This is a genomic window from Anaerocolumna sp. MB42-C2, assembly GCF_030913705.1.
In the GTDB taxonomy this organism is placed as follows: domain Bacteria; phylum Bacillota; class Clostridia; order Lachnospirales; family Lachnospiraceae; genus Anaerocolumna.
The window spans coordinates 422,451-445,983 of sequence record NZ_CP133190.1; the positions used below are offsets into that span (position 1 = coordinate 422,451).

Consider the following 23,533-nt stretch of genomic DNA (forward strand, 5'->3'; position numbering starts at 1 on the left):
ACGCCCCTATATGAAAGATAATATGTATTATTCTACCGGAGAGTTTGCAAAAAGAGCAAGGGTATCTATCCGTACAATTCGTTATTATGACAAACAAGGTATATTGAAACCCAGTTTTATAAATGAATCAGGGTATCGTTATTATACTGATTCCGATTTTGGTAAACTGCAAAAAATATTGACATTAAAATATCTGGGGTTTTCCCTGGATGAGATTATGGATATTACAGGAAATAATAATGATCAGAATTATGTTAAGCAATCATTTCAATTACAGCTTAAACTGGTACAGAAAAAAATCGATGAGCTTCAACTGATAGAACAATCCATAAAAGATACCTCAAAAATTTTTGATGAACACCAGACGATTGATTGGAATAAAGTAATAGATTTGATTCATATTACTAATATGGAAAAAGATTTAATCAAACAATATAGAAATTCTGTTAATGTAGATATACGTATCAGTCTGCATAAAAATTACTCCAATAATCCCATTGGCTGGTTTCGATGGATTTTCTTAAATTTTCTTTTAAAACCGAATGAAGATATTCTGGAGATCGGCTGCGGAAATGGTGAACTATGGAGGGTTAATAAAGAGTTTCTTCCAAAAGGCTGTACTCTCCTGCTTTCAGATATTTCAGTCGGTATGATAAACGATGCTAAAAAAAATCTTATAAACTTTGGAGATACTATAAACTTCCAGGTTTTTGACTGTCATGAGATTCCTGCACCGGATAAATCCTTCGATCATGTCATCGGCAACCATATGTTATTTTATTTAAAAGACCGCGAGAAAGCGTTTCATGAAATCATACGAGTTTTAAAGGAGGATCGGTACTTTTACTGTAGTACATATGGTAAGGATCATATGAAAGAAATTGAACAGCTGGTCAAAGAATTTGATTCCAGAATTGCACTTTCCGATATAAATTTATATGAAATCTTTGGTCTGGAAAATGGAAAAGAAGAGCTTTTAAGATATTTTAGTGAAGTCGAAGAATTAAGATATAACGATTATCTAATTGTTGATAAGGAACAGGCTATTATCGATTATATTTTATCCTGCCATGGAAATCAGCACGAATTTCTGAAAGACAGATATACCGAATTCAGTGATTTTATAAAGAAAAAGCTGCATAAAACAGGAACTCTGAAAATTACAAAAAATGCAGGAATATTTCGCTGCAGAAAATAATGGAATTATTTTACATAAGGGATCAGAAGTACATTTTTTGTTACTGTCTACAGGCAACATCACGACGTTTTTTTTGAGTTTAGCGAAGCGAAACAGAAAGCGGAGAATTGCAGCGTATGAACGCTGCCTCCTCGTTTTGTGTGCGTCGCGAAGTGTGTTATTATTCACGGAGCTGCTGCTTTTTGCAGGGGCAAAAATACAACCAGTTATAAAATTTATTTCACATATTACTTTGTTCTTTATTGACGAATGGATTTCGGAGTGTTATAAATAGTATGATAATGATTTCTTTGGAGGCTTTTATGACAACCACAAATAATAATATAGAAACAATTCCCGTAGCACCTTTAAAAATAATGTCCCTGGATAGCTTTCGTCCTCTGGCAGAAAAGATAAATTCCCTGATTGTCAAAGCAAGACATGACCAGGCTTTGGAATATACCAATTTTCCTGCTTTTTTAGGTTATGAAGCTGATACTTATTTGGTAGATGCTGATTGTCCCAGATTTAATTCCGGGGAAGCAAAAGGTATCATCCGTGAGTCCATTCATGGAACAGATTTATATATTTTAGCCGATGTAACAAATCACAGTATATATTATAGTTTAGATGGTATGAACAATATGATGTCACCGGATGATCATTTTCAGGATTTAAAGCGTTTAATCGATGCTTGTAACGGAAAAGCACATCGTATCAATGTTATCATACCTTTTTTATACGAAGGCAGGCAGCATAAACGTACTCACTTGGAATCTCTTGATTGCGCAACTGCCCTTCAGGAATTAGCCAAAATGGGTGTAAAAAATATAATTACATTTGATGCCTTAGATCCCCGTGTACAAAATGCCATTCCCATAAAAGGGTTTGATAACTTCTATACCTCATATCAGTTTATCCAGTCTTTATTGGCTACGGAAAAAGGATTAAAATTAGACAGCGAACATCTAATGATTATCAGCCCGGATGAAAGCGTAATGGCGAAAGCAATTTTTTATACCAACATATTAGGTGTAGATTTAGGAATGTTTTATAAAAGGCATGATTATACAGATTCGGAAAATGATGTCAGTCCTGCAGCGGTATATGAGTTTTTAGGCTCCGACGTAGAAGGAAAAGATGTTTTAATTGTAGCAGATATGATTTTTACAGGAAAAAGTATTCTTGAAATCGCATTAGAATTAAAGAAAAGAAAAGCTTCCAAAATATTTATTGCTGCAACCTTTGGTTTATTTGCTGAGGGTTACGCTTCCTTTGATAAATTCTATGAAGATGGAATCATAAACCGTGTTTTTACTACAAATCTTACTTATTGCCCTCCCCAATTACTGGAGAAAGAATATTACACCAATGTAGATTTAAGCAGATATCTCGCGCTTATCATCCACACCATCAATCACGACCAATCCGTTGATGGAATTCTAGACTCCAAGACCCGAATCCAGGATATCGTAGCAGATTATCAGAAAAACAATTAGAACAATCCTCCGCCTAAGGTTACCGATTTATTACTTAATAATAATTGGCACCAGATGCGGAGGCTATTTTTCACCTAAAAAAAATACCTATGAAAAGAACTTATGACACTCAAATTATTCTTTTATCATTAAAAATGCGGCTAGCGTGCCGCGTTTACCTTTCGTTGCCCGGTGTGAAAACAATAAATCGCTGTTGCATGAGGTACATACGGAAGAAATATGAATGTTTGTATCCTTAACTCCGGCATCTATGAATATATGACGATTGGCCTGCCATAAGTTTAATTGATATTTATCATTTCCTTTATCAAGTAGAATATCTTTCATTTGCTCCGGATTAAATTCATTAACAAATGCCTCTGCTACATCTTTACTAACCTCATAACAGTCCATACATATGGAGGGTCCTATTAATGTTATAACGTCTTCCGGTTTTGTATTAAAATTCTGCTGCATAACCTCAAGGGTAACCTTACCCATTCTTTTTACAGTACCTCTCCATCCGGAATGACTTAATCCGATGGCCTTATTTTTCATATCTACCAAATATAAAGGAACACAATCAGCATAATAGGTAGCCAATGTAATACCGGGTTCATTTGTAATTAATCCATCAATTCCTTTATAGTCTCTCTTTTTAACTACTCCTTTTCCCTTATCTTTTGCTGTAATCAAACGTATCTCTGTATTATGTACCTGATCCGTCGTAACTATATTCTCCGTTGAAAAACCAATACTATCACTGATTCTTTTATAGTTTACCGTTACACTATCAGGATCATCTCCGTTACTGAATCCAAGATTCATAGATTCATAGATACCGGTACTAACCCCTCCAAGTCTGGTTGAAAAACCATGTTTGATAAAACCGATATCGGATAGAATTGGGAATGTAATAAAAGGTGCAATTTTATCTGTATTCAGTACAGCCTGTTCATTATTTTTAAATTTCATAATAACCTCTTTCTCTATCCCTAATACACAGCTTCAAAAGCATTTTGAATTAAAGAGATCTCCTGATCTAATATATTCACCACATCAAATCGGCACGGAGTATCCGTTGGAATCCGTTTTATCGTCATGTAATAAAGTGCGGTATGAGTAATTTTTTTCATTTTATAAAAATCTACTGCTTCCTGGGGAAATCCTTTTGCTGTGTCCTTGCGATATTTAACTTCAACAAAAATAAGATAATTTTCTTCTTTTGCAATAATGTCTATTTCACCGGTTCTGCAGCTAAAATTCTGCTCCAGAATTATATAACCGCTTTTTTTAAGATAATCAGCGGCAAGCTGTTCTTTTTGTGTTCCGATAGTTCTTTTATTGTACAAAACTATTCCCCTTTCGGAAGTACCTTGGATTTAATGCGATCCATATTATCAACAAATAATAAGATTTCAGATACAACATCATATAACTCAGGCGGAATATAATCTCCTATATCTAATTTAGAGAGCGTAGAAGCTAATTGTTCGTCTTTATGAACCGGAATTTTATTCTCATTTGCCTTTTTAAGGATTTTGTCCGCCAAGTATCCTTTCCCTGAAGCAATAATTCTGGGTGCAGCTTCATCCGGATTATATCCTAGTGCAATAGCAGTTTTATTTATTGGATTGGTATTTTTTTTATTCTGAAATCGATCATTGCTTTCAGCCATTTACCTTGCTCCTTTGTCTATCCTATGAAACAGGAATATGTAAATATTACAGTATAGTTCCAACCTAAAAGAAATTTTTAATAAAACTTAATCGATGAATAGGGGTAGGCCCTAACCTTTTTAATACCTCAATATGCTCTTTAGAACCATAACCTTTATTAGATGCGAAATCATACTGAGGAAATATACTGTCATAAGCCACCATGAGACGATCTCTTGTTACTTTCGCAATGATACTGGCCGCTGCAATCGATATACTTTTTGCATCCCCTTTAATGATTGGTACTTGCCTAATCGTTATTTCCGGTATAGTAACCGCATCAATAAGTAATATCTCCGGTTTCACTGACAGATTGGCAATCGCCTGACGCATAGCCTCATAAGTTGCCTGTAATATGTTAATTTCATCAATTTTTGAGGGCGGAATGCTGCCTACACCTACCGCTACTGCCTGCTCCATGATTAAGTCATATAATTCTTCCCTTTTTTTCTCTGATACTTGCTTGGAGTCATTGATATAAAGTATATTGCAATCTTTGGGTAATATTACCGCTGCCGCTACAACGGGGCCTGCCAAAGGCCCCCGTCCAACTTCATCAATACCACAAATGTATGTATATTCATTGTATTTATTCTCATACACTTTCATCTGTTCGGATCTTTTTTGCTCCTTTATCAGTTTTTCTCTCTCTCTGTCAAATTTCTGAATTAATTTTATAACACCGGTTCGGGTATCAGATCTATATTTATTAATAATATCGTCAAGTTTACTTGCATCCGTTAACTCTAATTCATTTTTAATATCACTAATTTTAATATCCAAAATAATTCTCCTTTTCCTTAGTTACTTAAGAAACCAAACCGATTAAGCGGCCAGACGCGAACCCATGCTTTACCGATAATTGCTGATTTGGATACATTACCGACCGCAGGATCCCTGCTATCCATACTATGATTACGATTATCCCCTAACACAAAATACTCATTATCTCCAAGCACAATTGGTCTTTCTGCTATTCCTTCCCTGTCAAGAGAAATCTCTTCTTTGCCATAGTGTTCATCCAATAATTCATTGTTAATGTATATCTTTCCATCAAATATCTGTACTGTCTCTCCCGGCAGTCCGATGATTCTTTTAATATAAAAAATATCTTTAGTATCATCTTCCGGAAAAACAACGATATCAAAACGGTGAGGTTTCATAAAATGATAAGATAACTTATCGACGATTAAGTTATCCTGATTGGAAAGCGTATTCTCCATAGACTGACCGAGGACCTGCGTCCTTTGGCCGACAAAATGTAAAATTAAGAAAGTAGAAAGAATAACTAATAGAATATAAAACAATATATGCAGGCTCTCTGAAGCAATTTTCTTTGCTTTCTCACTATTGCTTCCATCGTTTAATTCTAAATTTTGTTGTTCTGACACATTACCACCGCTTTCTAATCAAAATCAATTCGTTTCAGAAATCTCAGGAAACTCTAAAGTGATATTACCTAATCTTCCATTCCTGAAGTCATCCATAACAAAACCGGCTGCTTTATTTAAGTCTAATTCACCGCCCTTAATTCTGCAAGCCCTTTTTTCTGCAATACGGCTTAAAGTTTCTATGGCTGAATCATTCTCTTCAATTCCGTAACGTCCTGCCAGGTACCCATTGTAGTTGTTTAATAAAAAGTTTATTAACTCGATGGACAGTTCATAAATATTCAATATTTCTTCCCGAATAGATCCAATAAAAGCCAGTTTTAAACCAACTGCCTGATCTTCAAATTTAGGCCATAAAATTCCGGGAGTATCTAAAAGTTCTATGGTTTTATTTATTTTAATCCATTGTTTTCCTTTGGTTACACCAGGTTTATTACCAGTTTTTGTAGCCGCTTTGCCAGCTATACTATTAATGAAAGTTGATTTACCAACGTTTGGTATCCCTACGACCATAGCACGAAGCGGGCGATTTAAAATACCTCTTTTTCTGTCTCTTTCAATTTTTTCCTTGCAGGCATTCTGAACAACATCATTTACTTTTCTAACCCCGTTTCCGTTTTTAGAATTTACCAAGGTCACATAATATCCCTTACTTTCAAAATAAGCCTTCCAATTTTCTGTATGTTTTTCATCAGCTAAATCATATTTATTTAATAAAATAACTCTTGATTTATTTTTCGCCATTTCATCGATATCTGGATTTTTACTGCTAAGCGGAATCCTTGCATCAACCAGTTCTATCACTACATCAATTAATTTCATATCTTCCTGCATCATACGTTTCGCTTTTGTCATATGACCGGGGTACCATTGAAAATGCATTCTTTTTCCTCCCTTTTATTGTTATTGGAGTTTTTATATATCAATTAAAATTTTTATTGATTTTAATTACTCTTGTACCGTTTCTTCAACTGTTTCTAAAGAGTTGTTTCCACCTGAACTATTTTTATTGTGTATATTATTTATAAAATCAAAATTATTAGTACGTATCCATGCCTTACCAACGATGTCATCAAATAATATATTACTAATATTGGCAAATCGACTATCTTCACTGTTATTTCGATTATCACCTAATACAAAATATTCATTGTCATCGAGCTTAATTTCTTCAGCAGCAAGCCCACTGTTTTTTATAGGTTCTGTAATAAAAGGTTCTGAAAGAATTTCTCCGTTAATACGAATATGACCATTTTCAATTTGAATCTTTTCTCCCGGAAGACCAATAATTCTTTTAATATTAAAATAACTATGTTCTTTATTCGTTTGTTTAAATACAATTACATCAAAGCGTTTTGGTTTTGCAATCTTATAAGCAAATTTATTTATAATGATTTTATCCTGATCCTTTAAAGTTGTTTCCATTGACTCACCTAACATGGTAGTTTTTTCCAAAGCGTAATTCACTATGGTATATGCTATTGAAACCACAATAACAATCTCAATAATCCAAATGATTATGCTGACAATAATTTTTTTAACGAAAGGTTTCTTACTATCTCTATCAAAATCAAATTCCATATCTAACTCCTATAAAACCAACGGATTGGTCAGTTCACTTCCTATGTTAAAAAGGGACAATACCTAAGTAGTTGTCCCTTCTCGTTTTTTTGTTCATTCTGTAATGAATTATTTTACGATTTCTTTAACTTTTGCTTTCTTACCTACTCTATTACGTAAATAAGTTAACTTAGCTCTTCTAACTTTACCATATCTGATAACTTCAATCTTCTCTACACTTGGAGAATGTAATGGCCAAGTCTTTTCAACGCCAATGCCGTTAGATGACTTTCTTACTGTAAAAGTTTCTTTCGCGCCACCGTTTTGTCTTTTTAAAACAGTACCTTCAAATATCTGAGTTCTTTCACGGTTACCTTCTTTTACTTTAGCATATACCTTTACAGTATCGCCTACATTAAAACTAGTTACGTTTTCTTTGAGCTGAGCAGCTTCAATGTTCTTAATAATATCGTTCATTTTGTGACCTCCTTAATATTTAGATGTTCTTAATACCTTGCCTGCCGGATATGTAATACCCTGTCCCAAAATCAGAAAAGCGGTGTATCAGAGGACCATCCCATCTCACAACATCTTACTTTAACATATTCATTTATCGATTGCAAGTATTTTATAATGTTCCAGGCATATTTTTATTACTTACTGTTCACTCCTCTGGAAAAAGCTGCTGCTTCGCAAACAATAACAGACTTTGCGATGTACACAAAACGCATGGGAAGCGTTCCTACACTGCAATTCTCCGGTTTTCTGTGACAATACACTCTCAAAAAACACGTCGCGTTGTTGCCTGTAAACAGTAACTTTTATCTTGCACTAAATATTTCGCTTTTATACAATATATCCAGCTTTTATACAATTTATCCAGTCTTTATACAATAAACAGTCTTTATACAATCTATCAGTTATTCGACCGGTTTATTCAGGTAATCAAATAAAAACTTCTTTTCTCTAACGGTAAGTACTGCCTTTTCCAGCAGATCAGGTCGTGTTTTCGCCGTCCGAAGAATCGATTGTTGTTTTCGCCATTCTTCTATTTTGGCATGATGTCCGGATAATAGAATATCTGGAACGGATTTTTCCATAAAAACCTCCGGTCTCGTATATTGGGGATATTCTAATAAATTATCCTGAAATGATTCAAATTCTGCAGATACATCATTATTTAATACTCCCGGTACTAATCTGGCAATGGCATCAATCATAACCATAGAAGGTAATTCCCCTCCTGTCAGAACGTAATCTCCAATGGAAACATAATCAGTAACAATCATCTCGAGTATCCGTTCATCAATACCCTCGTAATGTCCACACAAGAATATTAAATCTTCCTCTTTCGCAAATTCTTCTGCCATCGTTTGATTGAATACGCTCCCCTGAGGGGTTAGATAAATTACCCGGGTTTTTTTAGGGCATAGATTTATGGTATTTATATCATCATACTCCGTAGTATGATGATTTCCATTTGTAAATTCCGCTGAATTTTTCTCGGTTCGGATTAATTCTTCTACATATTGGTGGGCACGGTATACCGGCCCGGGTGCCATTACCATACCCGCACCTCCGCCGTAGGGATAATCATCCACCCTATTATGTTTATTTTCTGAAAAATCACGGATATCTACCGCCTTAAGGGACAAAAGTCCTTTTTCCAAGGCTCGTCCAATAATACTTGTATTAAGCCCCTGCTCTACCATTTCAGGAAATAAAGTCAAAACATAAAAATTCATGAAAACTCCTTCCTAAATTAAACCGGGCAAAACATGAACTTTAATTATTTTATTGGTAACATCAACATCTAAGATACATTCCTTGATAGACGGCAATAAAACTTCTTTGCCTTCTTTTGTTTTTACAATATACACATCGTTTGCACCTGTTGCCATTACTTCCGTTAATTCACCTAATTCAGTTCCCTCTTCCGTAATTACTTTTGAACCGATAATATCATATATAAAATATTCATCTTGTTCAAGTTTAACGGCATTTTCTCTGGTAACAAGCAGGTCTTTACCTTTATATTTTTCAATATCATTTATATTATCAATTCCCTTGAATTTAAGAATGGCCTGTTGTTTAAAAAACTTCACTCCCTCTACTTCAAGTTCTAACTGTTCTTTTCCTGTATCTAATATAACATGCTTCAAAGTTTTAAATCGATTAATATCGTCAGTTGTAGGGAAAACTTTCACCTCTCCACGGATACCATGGGTAGAAGATATTACTCCAACTCTTATATACTCGTTCATTACGGCTCCAATCTGTTCCTGGTTTTATTTATATGACAAAACAAGAACCCATGCCAATAAGGCTAGTCCGATAAGACTGGGTTCTTGTAAAATATAACGGAATCTTTAAAAGGATTCCGTAATTAAACAAAGCTTCTGCTCTAGCATTCGACCTTTGTTTTTTAGTTGGAAATTTATTTATTGTAGTATCTCAACTACAACTTTTTTATCATCCTTTGTAGCTGCTGCTTTAACAACTGTACGAATGGACTTTGCAATACGGCCTTGTTTTCCAATGACTTTTCCCATATCTTCAGGGGCCACTTTCAATTCAACAATAATAGACTTATCGGTTTCCTTCTCAGTTACAACAACTTCTTCAGGGTGATCAACGAGTGATGTAGCAATTACTTTAACTAATTCTTTCATTACTCTTCACCTCCACTGGAATGTGAAATGCATAGTACAAAACTGTACGATCCTTGTAGCAACTAATCCGTAAACATTATTTTGTAATGCCTGCTTTTTTAAATAAATTACCAACTGTTTCAGTAGGTTGAGCACCATTTGATAACCATTTTTTAGCTGCTTCTTCATTAACATTAAAAGCACTTGGTTCCTGAGTTGGATCATAAGTACCAATCTCTTCAATAAACTTACCATCTCTTGGTGATCTGGAATCAGAAACTATGATTCTATAGAAAGGAGCCTTTTTTTGTCCCATTCTCTTTAATCTAATTTTAACTGCCATTGTATTCACCTCCTTATATTAATATCTCTTAATATAACTTATCAGAAGATGCCTTTTATCTTTCCATAAAAGACGCTGTGTTGCGCCGTGCATCCGATTATAGGAAATATGGTCTTATTCCTATAATATAAATTATATATTAAGTCTCTATTGTAAAAGTTATAACAAATAGTTTGTATAACATACAACCAATTAAAACCCAAAGGGCAACTTAAATCTTCCTCGTTTTGCTCCCTTGCCGCCCATCATGCCGGAAAATTGTTTCATCATTTTTTTCATCTGTTCGAATTGTTTTACCAGCTTATTTACTTCACTGATATCAACTCCGGCACCTTTTGCAATACGTTTTTTTCTGGATGGATTAATGATATCCGGATTAGCACGTTCTGCTTTGGTCATGGAATAAATAATTGCTTCAATACCGGAAAGAGCATTTTCATCAATTTCCGTATCTTTTAATCCACCACCCATACCACCGGGCATCATCTTTAAAATATCACCGATGCCGCCCATTTTTTTAATTTGCTGCATCTGTTCCAGGAAATCATTAAAGTCGAATTCGGCTTTTTTGATTTTCTTCTCTAATTGCCTTGCTTTATCTTCATCAAAATCAATCTGTGCTTTATCTATTAAAGTCAGGATATCTCCCATGCCTAAAATTCTGGATGCCATACGGTCCGGGTAAAATTGCTCCAAATCGGATAATTTTTCACCCATACCAACATAAAGAATAGGCTTCCCTGTTACGGCACGAATGGAAAGAGCAGCACCACCTCTGGTATCACCGTCTAATTTCGTTAAAATTACACCATCAATACCAATTTTATTATTAAACATCTCCGCAACATTCACGGCATCCTGCCCGGTCATGGAGTCAACTATTAATATAGTCTGATGTACATTAACATTCTCTTTAATCTCGATTAACTCATTCATCATATCTTCATCTATATGAAGTCGGCCGGCTGTATCTAAAATAACAACATTATAATTATTTTTAGAAGCATGTTCAATCGCAGCTTTGGCTATATTAACGGGTTTGTGTTTATCACCCATAGTAAATACGGGAACACCCTGTTTATCTCCATTGATTTGGAGTTGCTCAATCGCAGCCGGTCTGTAAATATCACAGGCCGCTAAGAGCGGTTTTTTGCCTTTGGATTTAAATTTGCCAGCCAGTTTTGCTGTCGTAGTGGTTTTACCTGCCCCCTGAAGACCACACATCATAATAACGGTGATTTCATTACCGGGTTTGAAAGATATTTCAGTGGTTTCTGAGCCCATCAGATTAACCATCTCTTCATTAACAATTTTAATTACCATCTGTCCCGGAGTTAAACTTGACATAACATCCTGACCAACTGCTCGCTCCTGAACGGATTTTATAAAATTCTTAACAACCTTAAAGTTAACATCTGCTTCCAGCAAAGCCATCTTTACTTCTTTTAAAGCAGTAGCAACATCTGCTTCTGATAAACGTCCTTTGCCTCTCAGGTTCTTAAATACATTCTGTAATTTTTCGGATAGGCTATCAAATGCCATGCACAACCTCCTGATTATTATCACATCTCAAATCGAGAATACAACTGTATTAAAATTTACAATAGTTAGCTGGGTTAGTTTCCTTGTAAACTATAAATCTTTTAATATTTTATCTGATATCATGATTATCTCTTCCAGGCAGTTATGATGATTTGTTTCCATCATTTGTTCAGATATTTCCTTAATCTGATTTACTTTTGCTTTTGTCTCTTCAAACTTTTTCACCAGACAAAGCTTTTCTTCATAATCCTTTAACTGTCTGCTGCAACGTTTTACGATATCATATACTCCCTGCCTGCTGATGCCTTGATCTTCTGCTATCTCACTTAAGGACAAGTCATTCAGTATATAATCTTCAAATACGTGTTTATTATGGTTTTTTAACAATTCACCGTAGAAATCAAATAAAATCGAAAGTTCCACTTTTTCTTTAAGTTTATCGTCCATAACCATATCTTTCATTTCAGCACCACCTGTAAAGCATTTTTCTTTACAGGTGATAGTATAACTTTTTTTAAATGGTTTGTCAAGTTATTTTCTTGTCATTATTTTTTACTTTTTCTTTAAGTAATAGTATTGTTTTTCAATGAATCTTATTAACAGCACTTTGATATTCATTTTTCAGGAATTTTTCGTCCATTTTATGTATAGGTATTACAGGGGTGGGTTCTCCTATAGTTTCTCTCAGTCTTTTCTCCATAACTAACAGATGCCGCCATTCACCGAATTTGTATGCAGTATTATAATAAGTCCCAACTTCGGTAAATCCATATTTTCTATGCAATGCGACACTGCTTTCATGGGGAACACAGATTAATGTGTAGATATTATATATTCCCTGCTTTTCTACAATATGAAATAGTGCTTCATATAATGCAGTTCCTATCCCTCTTCGGTGATATTTTTCATTTAAATAAACAGAACACTCACAATCCCATCCAAAAGCAGCTCTTTCCAAGTGAGGTGAACAATAGGCATATCCGGCAATCTCACCATCAATTAGACACACTAGCCATGGGAATTTATCCATAACTCTCTTCATACGTTCACGAAAAATTTCAACCGGAACTTTATCATATTCAAAAGTAATAACTGTATTTAGGATATAAGGCTCATATATTTTATATATTTCCTTTGCATCTTCTAATTCTGCCATACGTATGACTACCTGACTCATATTAACTCCTCTTATTAATATTTTATATAGATAATTGCGAAACTCAAAATTTGTATTAATATGACATGCGATTCATACAATTTTAGAGCTGAATCTTGCCCCTAAAGGCAACTGAAGCTATAAAATTCGTATGTATTGTATGGAATATTTAGATAACTATGTTGTTTCGCAATTACCTAATATGATTAGGGTGTCAAAAGGTTCTTCCCTAAATTAATAATAATATTTGTACCTTGAAAATTTAACACAAACACAAATCAATCTCGATTATCTGGTATAATTGTATTATCAATTAACCATAGATGAGATATGAAAAAAGGCTTTTTCTCTAAAGGATTATAATCAATTTTCCATAGATAATAGTATATTTTCTTGTTTTGCATTTAGCATAAATATTTTCTTGTTTCCCTATTCTAATCCTTGATGCGTAAATATAAACGTTCCTATTCCTACTGCAATGGTTATATTTAATGAATCTACATCCGGAGATTGTGGGATACATATACTGGTTCCTTCTTTTAGAAAAGAATCATCTAATCCAGTGGCTTCGTTACCAAAAACAAGGGAAAATAGATCTGTTTTGGGACAGTTTTGTATTTCCAGAGTATTAGTTCCGTTAAGCATAAAAGTAAACACATCATGTTTTTGGTATATTTCCCTATATTCCTTAAAAGAATCAAAATATTGATGCCGTAACTTAAAAAGAGCACCCATGGACGATCGTATTGTTTTTGGATTAAATACATCTGCGCATGGTGTAATTAATGCAATATCCTGAATCCCCATTCCCAATGCGGTACGGATAATAGTACCTAAATTACCCATATTACTCGGATTAACTAAAACGATATGTGATTTATTTCGATCCAGAATACATTTATATTTATCAAATACTCCGATAACAAAGCAATTCTCTTTATCACTTAATTTACGAAACAATTTATCATCTGTTAGAATCGGTATTTTATAATTGTTACATAAACTGACCAAGCTGTCCCGATCAGTAAATGTAGAGTGTAAATATACTGCCTGTACCGATTCCGGATGCCCCTTTATTAATTCAAACGTTGGAAAAGCTCCTAAGGTGTAGGAATACTCTATACCTTTTTTATATGGTTTAATTTGATCCATATACCATCCTCCAAAATTCTTATTTCTAATAAACTTTTTAATAGCATTGCTATTAATTTTCACACGATTTTTCATTCTTTTTTATTTGATATTGCTTTTTAATTTACTTATTAATCTTAATTTTTGATTTTGTTTTATTAATCAAGCATTTTATATTATTTTTAACTTACTTTTTCATAATTTTCGATGCAACTGTTTTAATCTGCTTTTTAATATTATTTTTTAATCTTACTTTTTAGCTTATCATTTTATCCTACTATAGTAATCTATTTTTTATCATAAGTAAATAGCATATTAGCTTAATATTAAATTATCATTAAGTTAACATAATATTATTATGTTAACTTAATGATAATTTAAATAGTATTACTGAAATTAACATATTATTATAACATATAAAAGGTTAAGGGCAAATTTCATTTTAATGAAATTTGCCCTTAAATAATACAATTAATCAGTTGTTATTATACTGGATAAGCTTTATTTTGTGTATCCGCAGCAGATAAATCTACTTTTGTTTTCTGAGCCTGACGATACTTAAAGAATTCAGTTGCGACCTGAGGGAATAATGCATAGGATAATACATCTTCATCCTGTTCTTTCCATTGTTCCATTTCTTTTTCAATCGTTTTTAATTCAGGTTTTAAAAGGTCTGCAGGACGGCAGGTAATTGGTTTCGTATCTCCGATAACTTTCTTTTGAACATCAGGATCAAAAGGTTTTACAGTACGGCCATATTCTCCTGATAATACTGCTTTTGTCTCTTTTGTTACCATCTTATAACGTTCTCCCGCAATAACGTTAAGCACCGCTTGAGTACCAACGATCTGGCTGGATGGAGTAACCAATGGCGGTTCACCGAAATCTTTACGTACTCTAGGAATTTCTCTGAGTACATCATAGTATTTGTCTTCCGCTTTTTGTTCTTTTAACTGAGAAACAAGGTTGGATAACATACCGCCCGGTACCTGGTATAATAAAGTTTTAATATCAACGCCCATAACCTTAGGATTTAACAGTCCGGTTTCTAATGCCTTATCTCGCATTGGTCTGAAGTAATCAGCGATTTCAGCAAGTAACTGTTGGTCATATCCGGTATCATATGGGGTTCCTTTAAAGGTTTCTACCATAACTTCCGTCGCCGGCTGACTGGTACCCATAGCAAATGGAGACATAGCGGTATCAATGATATCACATCCTGCTTCTACCGCTTTCATATAGGTCATGGCTGCAACACCACTTGTATAATGAGTATGAAGGTCAATCGGAATACTTACTGCAGATTTAAGTGCAGTAATTAGATTAGTTGCTTCATACGGAACTAAAAGACCAGCCATATCTTTCAAACAAATTGAGTTTGCACCCATCTCTTCAATTCTCTTAGCCATATCAATATAAAATTCTGTAGTATACGCATCACCTAATGTGTATGATATAGCAACTTGAGCATGACCTTTTTCTTTATTAGCAGCTTTTACAGCACATTCTAAGTTTCTTAAGTCATTTAATGCATCAAAAATTCTAATGATATCAATACCATTGGAGATAGATTTCTGAACAAAATATTCTACTACATCATCTGCATAATGACGGTAACCTAATATATTCTGTCCTCTGAATAACATCTGTAATTTCGTATTTTTAAAACCAGCTCTTAATTTTCTTAGTCTTTCCCAAGGGTCTTCTTTTAGGAATCTTAAAGAAGCATCAAAAGTTGCACCACCCCAGCATTCAACTGCGTGGTAGCCGACTTTATCCATTTTATCAATGATGGGAAGCATCTGTTCTGTTGTCATTCTTGTGGCAATTAAGGACTGATGTGCGTCACGTAATATAGTTTCGGTAATTTTTACCGGTCTTTTTGCTTGATCTGACATTCTTATACCTCCTGCTGTATAATTTTATAATTTATTTCAAGTCCTGTAAATTTAGAATTGATATAAATACTTTTGATTGAATTAATTAAACCCCAAAAACAACAAGGTATGTGTATGTTAAGTAATGAATGCAGTTTGTTCCGGACGCTTTGTTAAAGCCTTAACAAAACCATATTAGGAATAAACCTTGCTTTCATTACCGTGATTTTATGCGCTGTATAATCAGAATTTAATTTATACGATCAATTATTTTAAAGTAGCTAATAAAGTATTGGATTCTACCATATCACCACCAGATACATTAACGCTGGCAACAGTACCATCATCAGGTGCAACAATTTCATTTTCCATCTTCATCGCTTCTAATACAAACAGTACCTCCCCGCGTTTTACAGCTTGACCAACACTAGCTTTAACAGCTAAAATTTTTCCTGGCATAGGTGCATTTACTTTAATGTTTCCAGCTGCACCTTGAGAAGCTGCTGGAGCTGGAGCTGCCGCAGGAGCTGGAGCTACTGGTGCTGCAACTGGTGCTGCAACTGGTGCCGACTGCAATCCTTCTTGTACTGTTACTTGATATGCTGTTCCGTTAACGGTAATTGTATAATTCTTCATGTTTAATTTCCTCCTTGTATTCATGCAAATATACTAGGCTCACATCGAACCGTATTATTTATCCTTATTCCGTTTAAGCTAAAACATTTATGCATTCTGCCATCTTTTATTATTCACTTTTCTTATTGACCTTACAATTAATCCATCAGCAGGTGCTTCATCACCCATAGATGCCATAATTGCAGCGGTAATAACAGCTACTAATTCGGAATCATTAATTAAATTCTTACCAGCTACTTCATCAACTGCCGTACTAACCGGTTTTACCGTATTAGCGGGAGGATTTTGATTCGTTGATGTTCTATTTTGATTATTTGACCCTGAATTTGATATATATTTAAATATTGATATCACTCCGGCAATGGCAATTATTGCAGCCGCTATCATTCCTATACCGGCCAGTATATTTACGATTGGCTGCGGAATACCATCTGTAAAATTCACACTGGTATTTGCAGCTAACATGGTCTTATATAATCCTAAATGTAATAAACTCATAATTTGCTCCCATCTGCGCTGCCTGCGCAAGTTCTATCAGGGATGTAATTTACTATACTGTACCGTGTTTTTTACTTGGACGGCTTTCTCTCTTAGTAAATAACATCTCGTATGCGTAAATTAAATGTTTCCTTGTTGATGCTGCATCAATAATACTATCAACATATCCGCGTTTCGCTGCAGCCACTGCACTGGATTGAAGTTCCGCATATTCATCCGCTTTTGTATTGACTGCAGATGGATCTTTATCACAGATGATTTGTGCAGCTAATTTAGCATCCATCATTCCTATTTCCGCACCTTCAACAGCAAAAACAAGATCGGCACCGATATGTTTGGAGTTCATGGTTAAATAAGCACTTCCATATGCTTTTCCAGTTATTACATTTACTTTAGGAACCGTTGCATTAGCAAACGCATAGGTAAGTTTTGCTGTTGCAATACCTATAGATTTTTCTTCTGCTAATGTAGCTTTATATCCTGTAACATTCGTTAAGGTTAAAATCGGTATATTAAATGAATCACATATTTGAGCGAAGCTTTCTGCTTTATAACATCCTGCTGTAGTTAAAGAACCGTCGAATTTTTCTGCTGCTTTACCGTTTTCATCCAATACTTCCGTACGATTAGCAATTGCACCTACGGTCATACCATTAAGGCGTACAAATCCTGTAACCATTTCCTTTGCATAATCTGCTTTTACTTCAAGAAAATAATTATTATCTGAGATTTGCTTTAGTGCAACGGCTGCGTCGGTAAATGATGCAGAAAGCCCAGGAACCATTCTGTTTAAGTCATCTGTACATTCATCATAAGATGCATCATCTTCATTATTAGATGGCAATATGCTTACTAGGTCCCTGATAGAAGCAAGTACAGCCGCATCATCTTCAAGAACAAAATCTACAGTTCCTGATTTTGATTGGAAATCAGCTGAAGCTGTATCCAGTTTCGATGTATAATTACCCTCTATTGCATTCGGTGAATTAACAAATAACTTAGCGCCGTTCTTAGCCATAAATGAAAAATCACTTAAGGATGTCATAACTGCTGATCCTCCACCAGAAGTACCAAGTACTGCTGTAATTTGTGGAATAACCCCAGATGCTAAAGTCTGTTTTAAATAAATCTCACCAAAACCGTTTAACGCATCTGTTGCTTCTTGCAGTCTTAAACCGGCACAATCAATTAATCCAATGACCGGCGCTCCTACCTTAAGTGCTAAATCATAAATATGTGCTATTTTTTTTGCATGCATTTCTCCAATTGTTCCATTTAATGCCGATTTATCTTGACTATATACATATACAAGATTACCGTCAATAACTCCGTAACCGGTTATAACACCATCAGCAGGAACCTCATTCTGCTGCAGATTAAAATCGGTACTTCTTCTTGTTATTAATGCACCGACTTCAACAAAACTATTGCCGTCAAGCAAAGAGTTTATTCTTTCTCTTGCTGACAATTGCGCTGTCGTATTCATTTTCTGCCCTCCGTTTTTCTATTTAGTAAAATTAAAATCAAATTTTCTGCCGATTATAAGTATATTCCTTTTTTACCAAAATTTCAATACTTAAATGTATAAAACTTCAATTTTGATTATATTTTAACAATATTAAATTACAAATAAATCAAAACTATTCCAAACCGCTTACATATTTTTTGATGGCATCCAATTGAAATCCTTTTCGATATAAACTGGAAATCAATTTTGCTTTTTCTTCCTCTGTTAAATTATTAATATCACTCGTTTTTTTCTTTATAGCTTTTTGTAATGCTGTATCTTCATCTTCATATTCTTCACAAAAAGCCTGCTCAATATACTCTTTCTCCACACCCTTTTGTATAAGCTCTCCATAAATCTGACGTTTGCTTTTTGTTTCTTTTTTAAACCGTATATAGTTAACAGCATATCTTAGATCATCGATGTAATGATATTTTTTAATATAGGTAATTACATCGGCTATAATATTATCCGTATAATCTGCCTGTTTTAATTTCAGAATTAATTCCTGTTCCGTCCGGTCCATGTATTTTAAGATAGCCAGTGCTTTCTGTTTCGCTCTTTTTAATATTACATTTATATAAATATCCTGATAAACCAAATCAGATATTATATCCGTTTCTCCCAGCTGATAAACCATTAAATCCTTATGATACAGACAGAAGTGAAATTCGTTGTCGATATATACTTTTACTTTTCCTTTATTAATTTCATCTAATTTTGTAATTATCATTATAATTCCTTTCTTCTGGATTATTACTATGATTTATGGATATAAAACCAGAAATATAACCTTTATTATTCCTTTCTCACCTTGAATGCAAGGGTTTTGGATCGTTTTTGTAAATCCCATATATCCAAACACACGAACGGAGAAACCTGCTACGCTAAGTTTCTCCGGTTAATTAATTGATATATTCCACTAAATATCTGCGAAATTGTACTTTCTTAATTATGCTTTCTTAATTATATCTTAAATGTTCCTGCTTATTCTTTTTCTTCCGTGTTCTTAGAAAAATCAATTATATCATCGGCAATATTATATTTATCGCGTACTTTCTTATCAACTTCAGCGAAAATAACAGGATTGTCTTTTAAGAAAAGTTTAGCATTCTCACGTCCCTGTCCGATTTTGGCATCATTATATGCATACCACGCACCACTCTTGATTATAATATTCTCGTTAGCAGCCAAATCTAATACATCGCCTTCACGGGAAATTCCCTGTCCAAACATAATATCAAATTCCGCTTCCTTAAACGGAGGTGCAATTTTATTCTTAACCACTTTAATTCTTGTCCTGTTACCGATTATATCTCCGCCTTGTTTCAGGGATTCAATTCTACGTACATCCAAACGTATGGATGAATAAAACTTCAAAGCTCTACCGCCCGTTGTCGTCTCCGGATTACCAAACATAACGCCGACTTTCTCACGGAGCTGATTAATAAATATAACTATACAGTTAGACTTACTGATTACAGCCGTTAATTTTCTTAATGCCTGTGACATTAATCTGGCCTGCAAACCTACATGGGAATCCCCCATATCTCCGTCTATTTCTGCTTTAGGAACTAATGCCGCAACAGAGTCTACTATGATAATATCAACCGCTCCGGAGCGAACCATAGTTTCGGTAATTTCCAAAGCCTGTTCTCCGTTATCAGGCTGTGAAATATATAAATTGTCAATATCTACTCCGATATTCTTGGCATAAACAGGGTCGAGTGCATGTTCCGCATCAATAAAGCCGGCTATTCCTCCCCTTTTCTGAACTTCCGCTACCATATGTAATGCTACTGTTGTTTTACCACTGGATTCCGGTCCATAGATTTCAATAATCCTGCCCTTGGGAACACCTCCAAGACCTAATGCTATATCCAGACTGATTGAACCGGTGGGAACTGTCTCGATGTTCATGTGAGCAGCTGTATCTCCTAATTTCATTACCGATCCTTTACCATATTGTTTTTCTATCTGTGCTAATGCTGATTCTAATGCTCTTGTTTTATCTTCCTTTGACATAATTAATCTCCTTTGCGTTCACGAACTTATGTTCTTGTTATTATAATAACTGATTCCGTTCTTTTTGTCAATATTGAATTATGTTATAAGTTATGGCTGACCTATTCAAGAGTGAAAGTTTATATCAAAATCCCCCCTTTATACTTCCCATGACATATGTTGTTTCCATTGTTTTCTCATTTAATTAAGTTGTATTGGGATAATAGTGAAAAAAAGAAATTCGTATTAATATAAAATCGCTGACGATTTATATCAGAATATAAAGACATTATAATTGTAGCATAGGATCATATTTCTGTAAATATTTTCTTCTAGATTTTTTATCATAATCTTAAGTTACTGTTCATAGGCAATAAACGCGACGTGTTTTTGTGAGTGTATTTTCACAGAAAACCGGAGAATTGCAGCGTAGGAATGCTGTCTTCGCGTTTTGTGTGCATCGCGAAGAGTGTTATTGTTCGCGAAACTGCTGCTTTTTGCAGGGAAATAGTAGCAATCTTAAGTATAATAAGCTTAAGTATATTTTATTTTGGGTAATCTCTCTTTCCAGTTCACAGATAGTATTTAGAAATATTGTATCATTGTCTGGTCTTTAATAAATCAACCAGGCAATGGTACAAATTCATACGTTATAATGAATCAGCTATTCATTTTATTAATTATATTTGTCATATACTTAACGGTAAGTATTCTTAGGTTGAACAATCTTAGGATTATATCCTTTATCTTTTAACGCTTTTACAATCGTATCTTTGTGCTCGTGTCCGAATGCTTCCATGGTTATGGTTAATTCAACAGCGCTGTTTCTGTTTATACTTACAAACTGGTTATGATCCAGACGGATTATATTACCCTGATTAGCCGCTATTACGCTGGATACATTTACCAGTTCACCCGGCCTGTCAGGAAGAAGAACCGATACGGTAAAGATACGGCCTCTCTGAATCAGTCCATGCTGAACAATGGAGGATACGGTTATTACATCCATATTTCCGCCGCTTAGTATGGATACTACTTTTTTATTTTTACACTTTAAGTGTTTTAAGGCTGCAACTGTTAACAGACCGGAGTTTTCTACCACCATTTTATGGTTTTCGATCATATCCAAAAAGTTAACAATCAGTTCATGGTCATCAATTGCAATTACTTCATCAATATTTTTCTGAATATAAGGGAATATTGTAGAACCTGGAGTTTTAACTGCAGTACCGTCTGCAATAGTTTCAACACTATGTAAGGTTACAACATGGCCTGCTTTTAAGGATTCCTGCATACAGTTGGCTCCCATAGGTTCAACACCGATAACTTTAACATTGGGATTTAATAATTTAGCCAAAGTTGATACACCAGCCGCTAAACCGCCGCCGCCAATCGGTACTAAAATAATATCTACGGTTGGAAGCTCTTTAAATATTTCCATAGCTATTGTTCCCTGACCGGTTGAAACAACCTCATCATCAAAAGGATGAATAAAGGTATAACCTTTTTCTTCTGCTAATTTGAGCGCATATTGACAGGCATCATCATAAACATCACCATACAGGATAACTTCAGCACCATAACTTTTGGTCCTGTTCACTTTAATCAACGGTGTGGTTGTAGGCATTACAATGACAGCTTTCGCATTGTACATTTTAGCAGCATAAGCAACTCCCTGAGCATGATTACCGGCAGACGCTGTGATTAATCCTTTATTTCTGTCTTCATCCGACAGGGTACTAATCTTATAATAAGCTCCGCGAACCTTATATGCCCCGGTAAATTGCATATTTTCCGGTTTCAAATATACTTTATTACCGGTGGAATCCGAAAAATAATCACTGTAAATCAGTTTTGTTCTTAACGTTACCTTTTTGACGGTTTCTGCAGCTTCTTCAAACTTATCCAATGTCATCATAATCTTTTGTCTCCTTTTAATTGAACAGCGCGTTTACAAAATCTTCTGCGTTGAATTTTTGCAAGTCATCAATATGTTCCCCTATTCCAATATATTTTACCGGTATACCCAGTTCTGATTGTATCGCGATAGCAATTCCACCTTTGGCGGTACCGTCTAATTTAGTTAAAATAATACCGGTTATATCTGCAACTTCACTGAATTGCTTAGCCTGTGCAAGTGCATTTTGTCCGGTAGTACCATCTAAAACTACTAAGGTTTCACGGTAAGCATCCGGATATTCTCTCGTAATTACCCGATCAATTTTCTTAAGCTCTTCCATTAAATTCTTTTTATTATGAAGTCTTCCTGCTGTATCGCATATTAAAACATCCGTATTGCGTGCTTTTGCAGCTGTAACCGCATCGTAGATGACAGCGGCCGGATCGGATCCCTCCTGTTGCGCAATGATTTCCACTCCTGCACGGTTTGCCCATTCCGTTAATTGTTCAATCGCAGCAGCCCGGAACGTATCGGCAGCAGCAACTAATACTTTTTTCCCTTTATCTTTTAACTGCCCTGCTAACTTACCTACCGAAGTGGTTTTACCTACTCCATTTACTCCGATTAATAAAACGATGGATTTTCTATTCTCAAATTCATAAGCAGCTTCACTGATTTTCATCTGCTCCATAATGCTTTGAATCAACAGATCCTTGCATTCTTTGGGTTCTTTTATTTTCTTCTCTTTTACTTTTCTTTTTAAATCTTCAATTATTGCACCTGTCGTATTAATACCCAGGTCTGCCATTATTAATATTTCTTCCAGTTCTTCATAAAACTCATCGTCTATATTAGAAAATCCGTTAAAAATGGACTCAATACCGGCAACAATATTATTTCTGGTTTTGGATAGGCCGGCAACTAATTTACTGAAAAATCCTTTCTTTGTTTCTCCCATGGTATT

At 34.7% G+C, this 23,533-nt stretch carries 26 protein-coding genes; 2 read left to right on the forward strand and 24 right to left on the reverse strand.

Features of this window, described 5'->3' with window-relative positions:
* Positions 1–10 precede the first annotated feature (10 nt).
* Together RBU59_RS01885 and RBU59_RS01890 are read left to right on the forward strand one after the other, a co-directional pair.
* Positions 11–1,198, forward strand: coding sequence for a MerR family transcriptional regulator (locus tag RBU59_RS01885; RefSeq protein ID WP_308146192.1), 1,188 nt, complete (start codon positions 11–13; stop codon positions 1,196–1,198).
* Positions 1,199–1,500: 302 nt separating this feature from the next.
* The gene (locus RBU59_RS01890; protein ID WP_308146193.1) at positions 1,501–2,676 is read left to right on the forward strand and encodes a ribose-phosphate pyrophosphokinase; all 1,176 of its coding nucleotides are present in this window, start codon (positions 1,501–1,503) and stop codon (positions 2,674–2,676) included.
* A 114-nt stretch (positions 2,677–2,790) separates the two neighbouring features.
* Here RBU59_RS01890 and pgeF read toward each other — a convergent pair whose 3' ends face one another.
* The 24 genes from pgeF to ftsY form a co-directional block, all read right to left on the reverse strand.
* Complete coding sequence (gene pgeF / locus RBU59_RS01895; protein ID WP_308146194.1) at positions 2,791–3,630, reverse strand: peptidoglycan editing factor PgeF; 840 nt, start codon at positions 3,628–3,630, stop codon at positions 2,791–2,793.
* A 20-nt stretch (positions 3,631–3,650) separates the two neighbouring features.
* Entirely contained in the window at positions 3,651–4,007 is a 357-nt protein-coding gene (locus tag RBU59_RS01900; RefSeq protein WP_308146195.1) for a YraN family protein, read from the reverse strand.
* A 2-nt stretch (positions 4,008–4,009) separates the two neighbouring features.
* Positions 4,010–4,333, reverse strand: a complete 324-nt coding sequence (locus tag RBU59_RS01905; protein WP_308146196.1) for an EscU/YscU/HrcU family type III secretion system export apparatus switch protein — start codon at positions 4,331–4,333, stop codon at positions 4,010–4,012.
* A gap of 64 nt (positions 4,334–4,397) precedes the next feature.
* On the reverse strand, positions 4,398–5,156 hold the full coding sequence (locus tag RBU59_RS01910) for a ribonuclease HII (RefSeq protein ID WP_308146197.1): 759 nt from the start codon (positions 5,154–5,156) through the stop codon (positions 4,398–4,400).
* A 17-nt stretch (positions 5,157–5,173) separates the two neighbouring features.
* Positions 5,174–5,764: a signal peptidase I gene (lepB, locus tag RBU59_RS01915; protein ID WP_330698460.1), complete on the reverse strand. Its 591-nt coding sequence runs from the start codon at positions 5,762–5,764 to the stop codon at positions 5,174–5,176.
* A gap of 24 nt (positions 5,765–5,788) precedes the next feature.
* Entirely contained in the window at positions 5,789–6,646 is an 858-nt protein-coding gene (gene ylqF, locus RBU59_RS01920; RefSeq protein ID WP_308146198.1) for a ribosome biogenesis GTPase YlqF, read from the reverse strand.
* Positions 6,647–6,712: 66 nt separating this feature from the next.
* Positions 6,713–7,345, reverse strand: coding sequence for a signal peptidase I (gene lepB, locus RBU59_RS01925; protein WP_308146199.1), 633 nt, complete (start codon positions 7,343–7,345; stop codon positions 6,713–6,715).
* Between the two features lie 108 nt (positions 7,346–7,453).
* Positions 7,454–7,801 carry a 50S ribosomal protein L19 gene (gene rplS, locus RBU59_RS01930; RefSeq protein ID WP_308146200.1) on the reverse strand — a complete coding sequence of 116 codons (348 nt, stop codon included), beginning with the start codon at positions 7,799–7,801 and terminating at the stop codon, positions 7,454–7,456.
* 443 nt (positions 7,802–8,244) lie between these two features.
* Positions 8,245–9,069 (reverse strand): tRNA (guanosine(37)-N1)-methyltransferase TrmD, encoded by an 825-nt coding sequence (gene trmD / locus RBU59_RS01935; RefSeq protein ID WP_308146201.1) that lies wholly within the window; start codon positions 9,067–9,069, stop codon positions 8,245–8,247.
* Positions 9,070–9,081: 12 nt separating this feature from the next.
* Positions 9,082–9,588: a ribosome maturation factor RimM gene (rimM, locus tag RBU59_RS01940; protein WP_308146202.1), complete on the reverse strand. Its 507-nt coding sequence runs from the start codon at positions 9,586–9,588 to the stop codon at positions 9,082–9,084.
* Between the two features lie 177 nt (positions 9,589–9,765).
* Positions 9,766–9,996 (reverse strand): KH domain-containing protein, encoded by a 231-nt coding sequence (locus RBU59_RS01945; RefSeq protein ID WP_161839039.1) that lies wholly within the window; start codon positions 9,994–9,996, stop codon positions 9,766–9,768.
* 76 nt (positions 9,997–10,072) lie between these two features.
* Positions 10,073–10,318, reverse strand: coding sequence for a 30S ribosomal protein S16 (gene rpsP / locus RBU59_RS01950; RefSeq protein WP_308146203.1), 246 nt, complete (start codon positions 10,316–10,318; stop codon positions 10,073–10,075).
* A 192-nt stretch (positions 10,319–10,510) separates the two neighbouring features.
* Positions 10,511–11,860 (reverse strand): signal recognition particle protein, encoded by a 1,350-nt coding sequence (ffh, locus tag RBU59_RS01955; protein WP_308146204.1) that lies wholly within the window; start codon positions 11,858–11,860, stop codon positions 10,511–10,513.
* Between the two features lie 90 nt (positions 11,861–11,950).
* Positions 11,951–12,322 (reverse strand): YlxM family DNA-binding protein, encoded by a 372-nt coding sequence (gene ylxM / locus RBU59_RS01960; protein WP_308146205.1) that lies wholly within the window; start codon positions 12,320–12,322, stop codon positions 11,951–11,953.
* A 121-nt stretch (positions 12,323–12,443) separates the two neighbouring features.
* A complete protein-coding gene (locus RBU59_RS01965) occupies positions 12,444–13,037 on the reverse strand; it encodes a GNAT family N-acetyltransferase (protein WP_308146206.1) in 594 nt (197 codons plus the stop codon).
* 408 nt (positions 13,038–13,445) lie between these two features.
* Positions 13,446–14,168 carry a TrmH family RNA methyltransferase gene (locus RBU59_RS01970; RefSeq protein WP_308146207.1) on the reverse strand — a complete coding sequence of 241 codons (723 nt, stop codon included), beginning with the start codon at positions 14,166–14,168 and terminating at the stop codon, positions 13,446–13,448.
* Between the two features lie 464 nt (positions 14,169–14,632).
* Complete coding sequence (locus RBU59_RS01975; RefSeq protein ID WP_308146208.1) at positions 14,633–16,045, reverse strand: oxaloacetate decarboxylase subunit alpha; 1,413 nt, start codon at positions 16,043–16,045, stop codon at positions 14,633–14,635.
* Between the two features lie 246 nt (positions 16,046–16,291).
* On the reverse strand, positions 16,292–16,660 hold the full coding sequence (locus RBU59_RS01980) for a biotin/lipoyl-containing protein (RefSeq protein WP_308146209.1): 369 nt from the start codon (positions 16,658–16,660) through the stop codon (positions 16,292–16,294).
* Between the two features lie 87 nt (positions 16,661–16,747).
* On the reverse strand, positions 16,748–17,158 hold the full coding sequence (locus RBU59_RS01985; protein WP_308146210.1) for an OadG family protein: 411 nt from the start codon (positions 17,156–17,158) through the stop codon (positions 16,748–16,750).
* Positions 17,159–17,210: 52 nt separating this feature from the next.
* Positions 17,211–18,644: an acyl-CoA carboxylase subunit beta gene (locus RBU59_RS01990; protein ID WP_308146211.1), complete on the reverse strand. Its 1,434-nt coding sequence runs from the start codon at positions 18,642–18,644 to the stop codon at positions 17,211–17,213.
* Between the two features lie 154 nt (positions 18,645–18,798).
* Complete coding sequence (locus RBU59_RS01995; RefSeq protein WP_308146212.1) at positions 18,799–19,398, reverse strand: regulatory protein RecX; 600 nt, start codon at positions 19,396–19,398, stop codon at positions 18,799–18,801.
* A gap of 254 nt (positions 19,399–19,652) precedes the next feature.
* Positions 19,653–20,690 carry a recombinase RecA gene (gene recA, locus RBU59_RS02000; RefSeq protein ID WP_308146213.1) on the reverse strand — a complete coding sequence of 346 codons (1,038 nt, stop codon included), beginning with the start codon at positions 20,688–20,690 and terminating at the stop codon, positions 19,653–19,655.
* 676 nt (positions 20,691–21,366) lie between these two features.
* Entirely contained in the window at positions 21,367–22,587 is a 1,221-nt protein-coding gene (gene ilvA / locus RBU59_RS02005; RefSeq protein ID WP_308146214.1) for a threonine ammonia-lyase, read from the reverse strand.
* Positions 22,588–22,603: 16 nt separating this feature from the next.
* Complete coding sequence (gene ftsY, locus RBU59_RS02010; RefSeq protein ID WP_308146215.1) at positions 22,604–23,527, reverse strand: signal recognition particle-docking protein FtsY; 924 nt, start codon at positions 23,525–23,527, stop codon at positions 22,604–22,606.
* Positions 23,528–23,533: the final 6 nt, after the last annotated feature.

What these genes read in the sequence shown, in the direction of transcription:
- RBU59_RS01885 (WP_308146192.1), top strand. Translation starts at nt 11, where the DNA reads ATGAAAGATAATATGTATTATTCTACCGGAGAGTTTGCAAAAAGAGCA.
- RBU59_RS01890 (WP_308146193.1), top strand. Translation starts at nt 1,501, where the DNA reads ATGACAACCACAAATAATAATATAGAAACAATTCCCGTAGCACCTTTA.
- pgeF (WP_308146194.1), bottom strand. Translation starts at nt 3,630, where the DNA reads ATGAAATTTAAAAATAATGAACAGGCTGTACTGAATACAGATAAAATT.
- RBU59_RS01905 (WP_308146196.1), bottom strand. Translation starts at nt 4,333, where the DNA reads ATGGCTGAAAGCAATGATCGATTTCAGAATAAAAAAAATACCAATCCA.
- ylqF (WP_308146198.1), bottom strand. Translation starts at nt 6,646, where the DNA reads ATGCATTTTCAATGGTACCCCGGTCATATGACAAAAGCGAAACGTATG.
- lepB (WP_308146199.1), bottom strand. Translation starts at nt 7,345, where the DNA reads ATGGAATTTGATTTTGATAGAGATAGTAAGAAACCTTTCGTTAAAAAA.
- rplS (WP_308146200.1), bottom strand. Translation starts at nt 7,801, where the DNA reads ATGAACGATATTATTAAGAACATTGAAGCTGCTCAGCTCAAAGAAAAC.
- trmD (WP_308146201.1), bottom strand. Translation starts at nt 9,069, where the DNA reads ATGAATTTTTATGTTTTGACTTTATTTCCTGAAATGGTAGAGCAGGGG.
- rimM (WP_308146202.1), bottom strand. Translation starts at nt 9,588, where the DNA reads ATGAACGAGTATATAAGAGTTGGAGTAATATCTTCTACCCATGGTATC.
- RBU59_RS01945 (WP_161839039.1), bottom strand. Translation starts at nt 9,996, where the DNA reads ATGAAAGAATTAGTTAAAGTAATTGCTACATCACTCGTTGATCACCCT.
- rpsP (WP_308146203.1), bottom strand. Translation starts at nt 10,318, where the DNA reads ATGGCAGTTAAAATTAGATTAAAGAGAATGGGACAAAAAAAGGCTCCT.
- ffh (WP_308146204.1), bottom strand. Translation starts at nt 11,860, where the DNA reads ATGGCATTTGATAGCCTATCCGAAAAATTACAGAATGTATTTAAGAAC.
- ylxM (WP_308146205.1), bottom strand. Translation starts at nt 12,322, where the DNA reads ATGAAAGATATGGTTATGGACGATAAACTTAAAGAAAAAGTGGAACTT.
- RBU59_RS01965 (WP_308146206.1), bottom strand. Translation starts at nt 13,037, where the DNA reads ATGAGTCAGGTAGTCATACGTATGGCAGAATTAGAAGATGCAAAGGAA.
- RBU59_RS01970 (WP_308146207.1), bottom strand. Translation starts at nt 14,168, where the DNA reads ATGGATCAAATTAAACCATATAAAAAAGGTATAGAGTATTCCTACACC.
- RBU59_RS01975 (WP_308146208.1), bottom strand. Translation starts at nt 16,045, where the DNA reads ATGTCAGATCAAGCAAAAAGACCGGTAAAAATTACCGAAACTATATTA.
- RBU59_RS01980 (WP_308146209.1), bottom strand. Translation starts at nt 16,660, where the DNA reads ATGAAGAATTATACAATTACCGTTAACGGAACAGCATATCAAGTAACA.
- RBU59_RS01985 (WP_308146210.1), bottom strand. Translation starts at nt 17,158, where the DNA reads ATGAGTTTATTACATTTAGGATTATATAAGACCATGTTAGCTGCAAAT.
- RBU59_RS01990 (WP_308146211.1), bottom strand. Translation starts at nt 18,644, where the DNA reads ATGAATACGACAGCGCAATTGTCAGCAAGAGAAAGAATAAACTCTTTG.
- RBU59_RS01995 (WP_308146212.1), bottom strand. Translation starts at nt 19,398, where the DNA reads ATGATAATTACAAAATTAGATGAAATTAATAAAGGAAAAGTAAAAGTA.
- recA (WP_308146213.1), bottom strand. Translation starts at nt 20,690, where the DNA reads ATGTCAAAGGAAGATAAAACAAGAGCATTAGAATCAGCATTAGCACAG.
- ilvA (WP_308146214.1), bottom strand. Translation starts at nt 22,587, where the DNA reads ATGATGACATTGGATAAGTTTGAAGAAGCTGCAGAAACCGTCAAAAAG.
- ftsY (WP_308146215.1), bottom strand. Translation starts at nt 23,527, where the DNA reads ATGGGAGAAACAAAGAAAGGATTTTTCAGTAAATTAGTTGCCGGCCTA.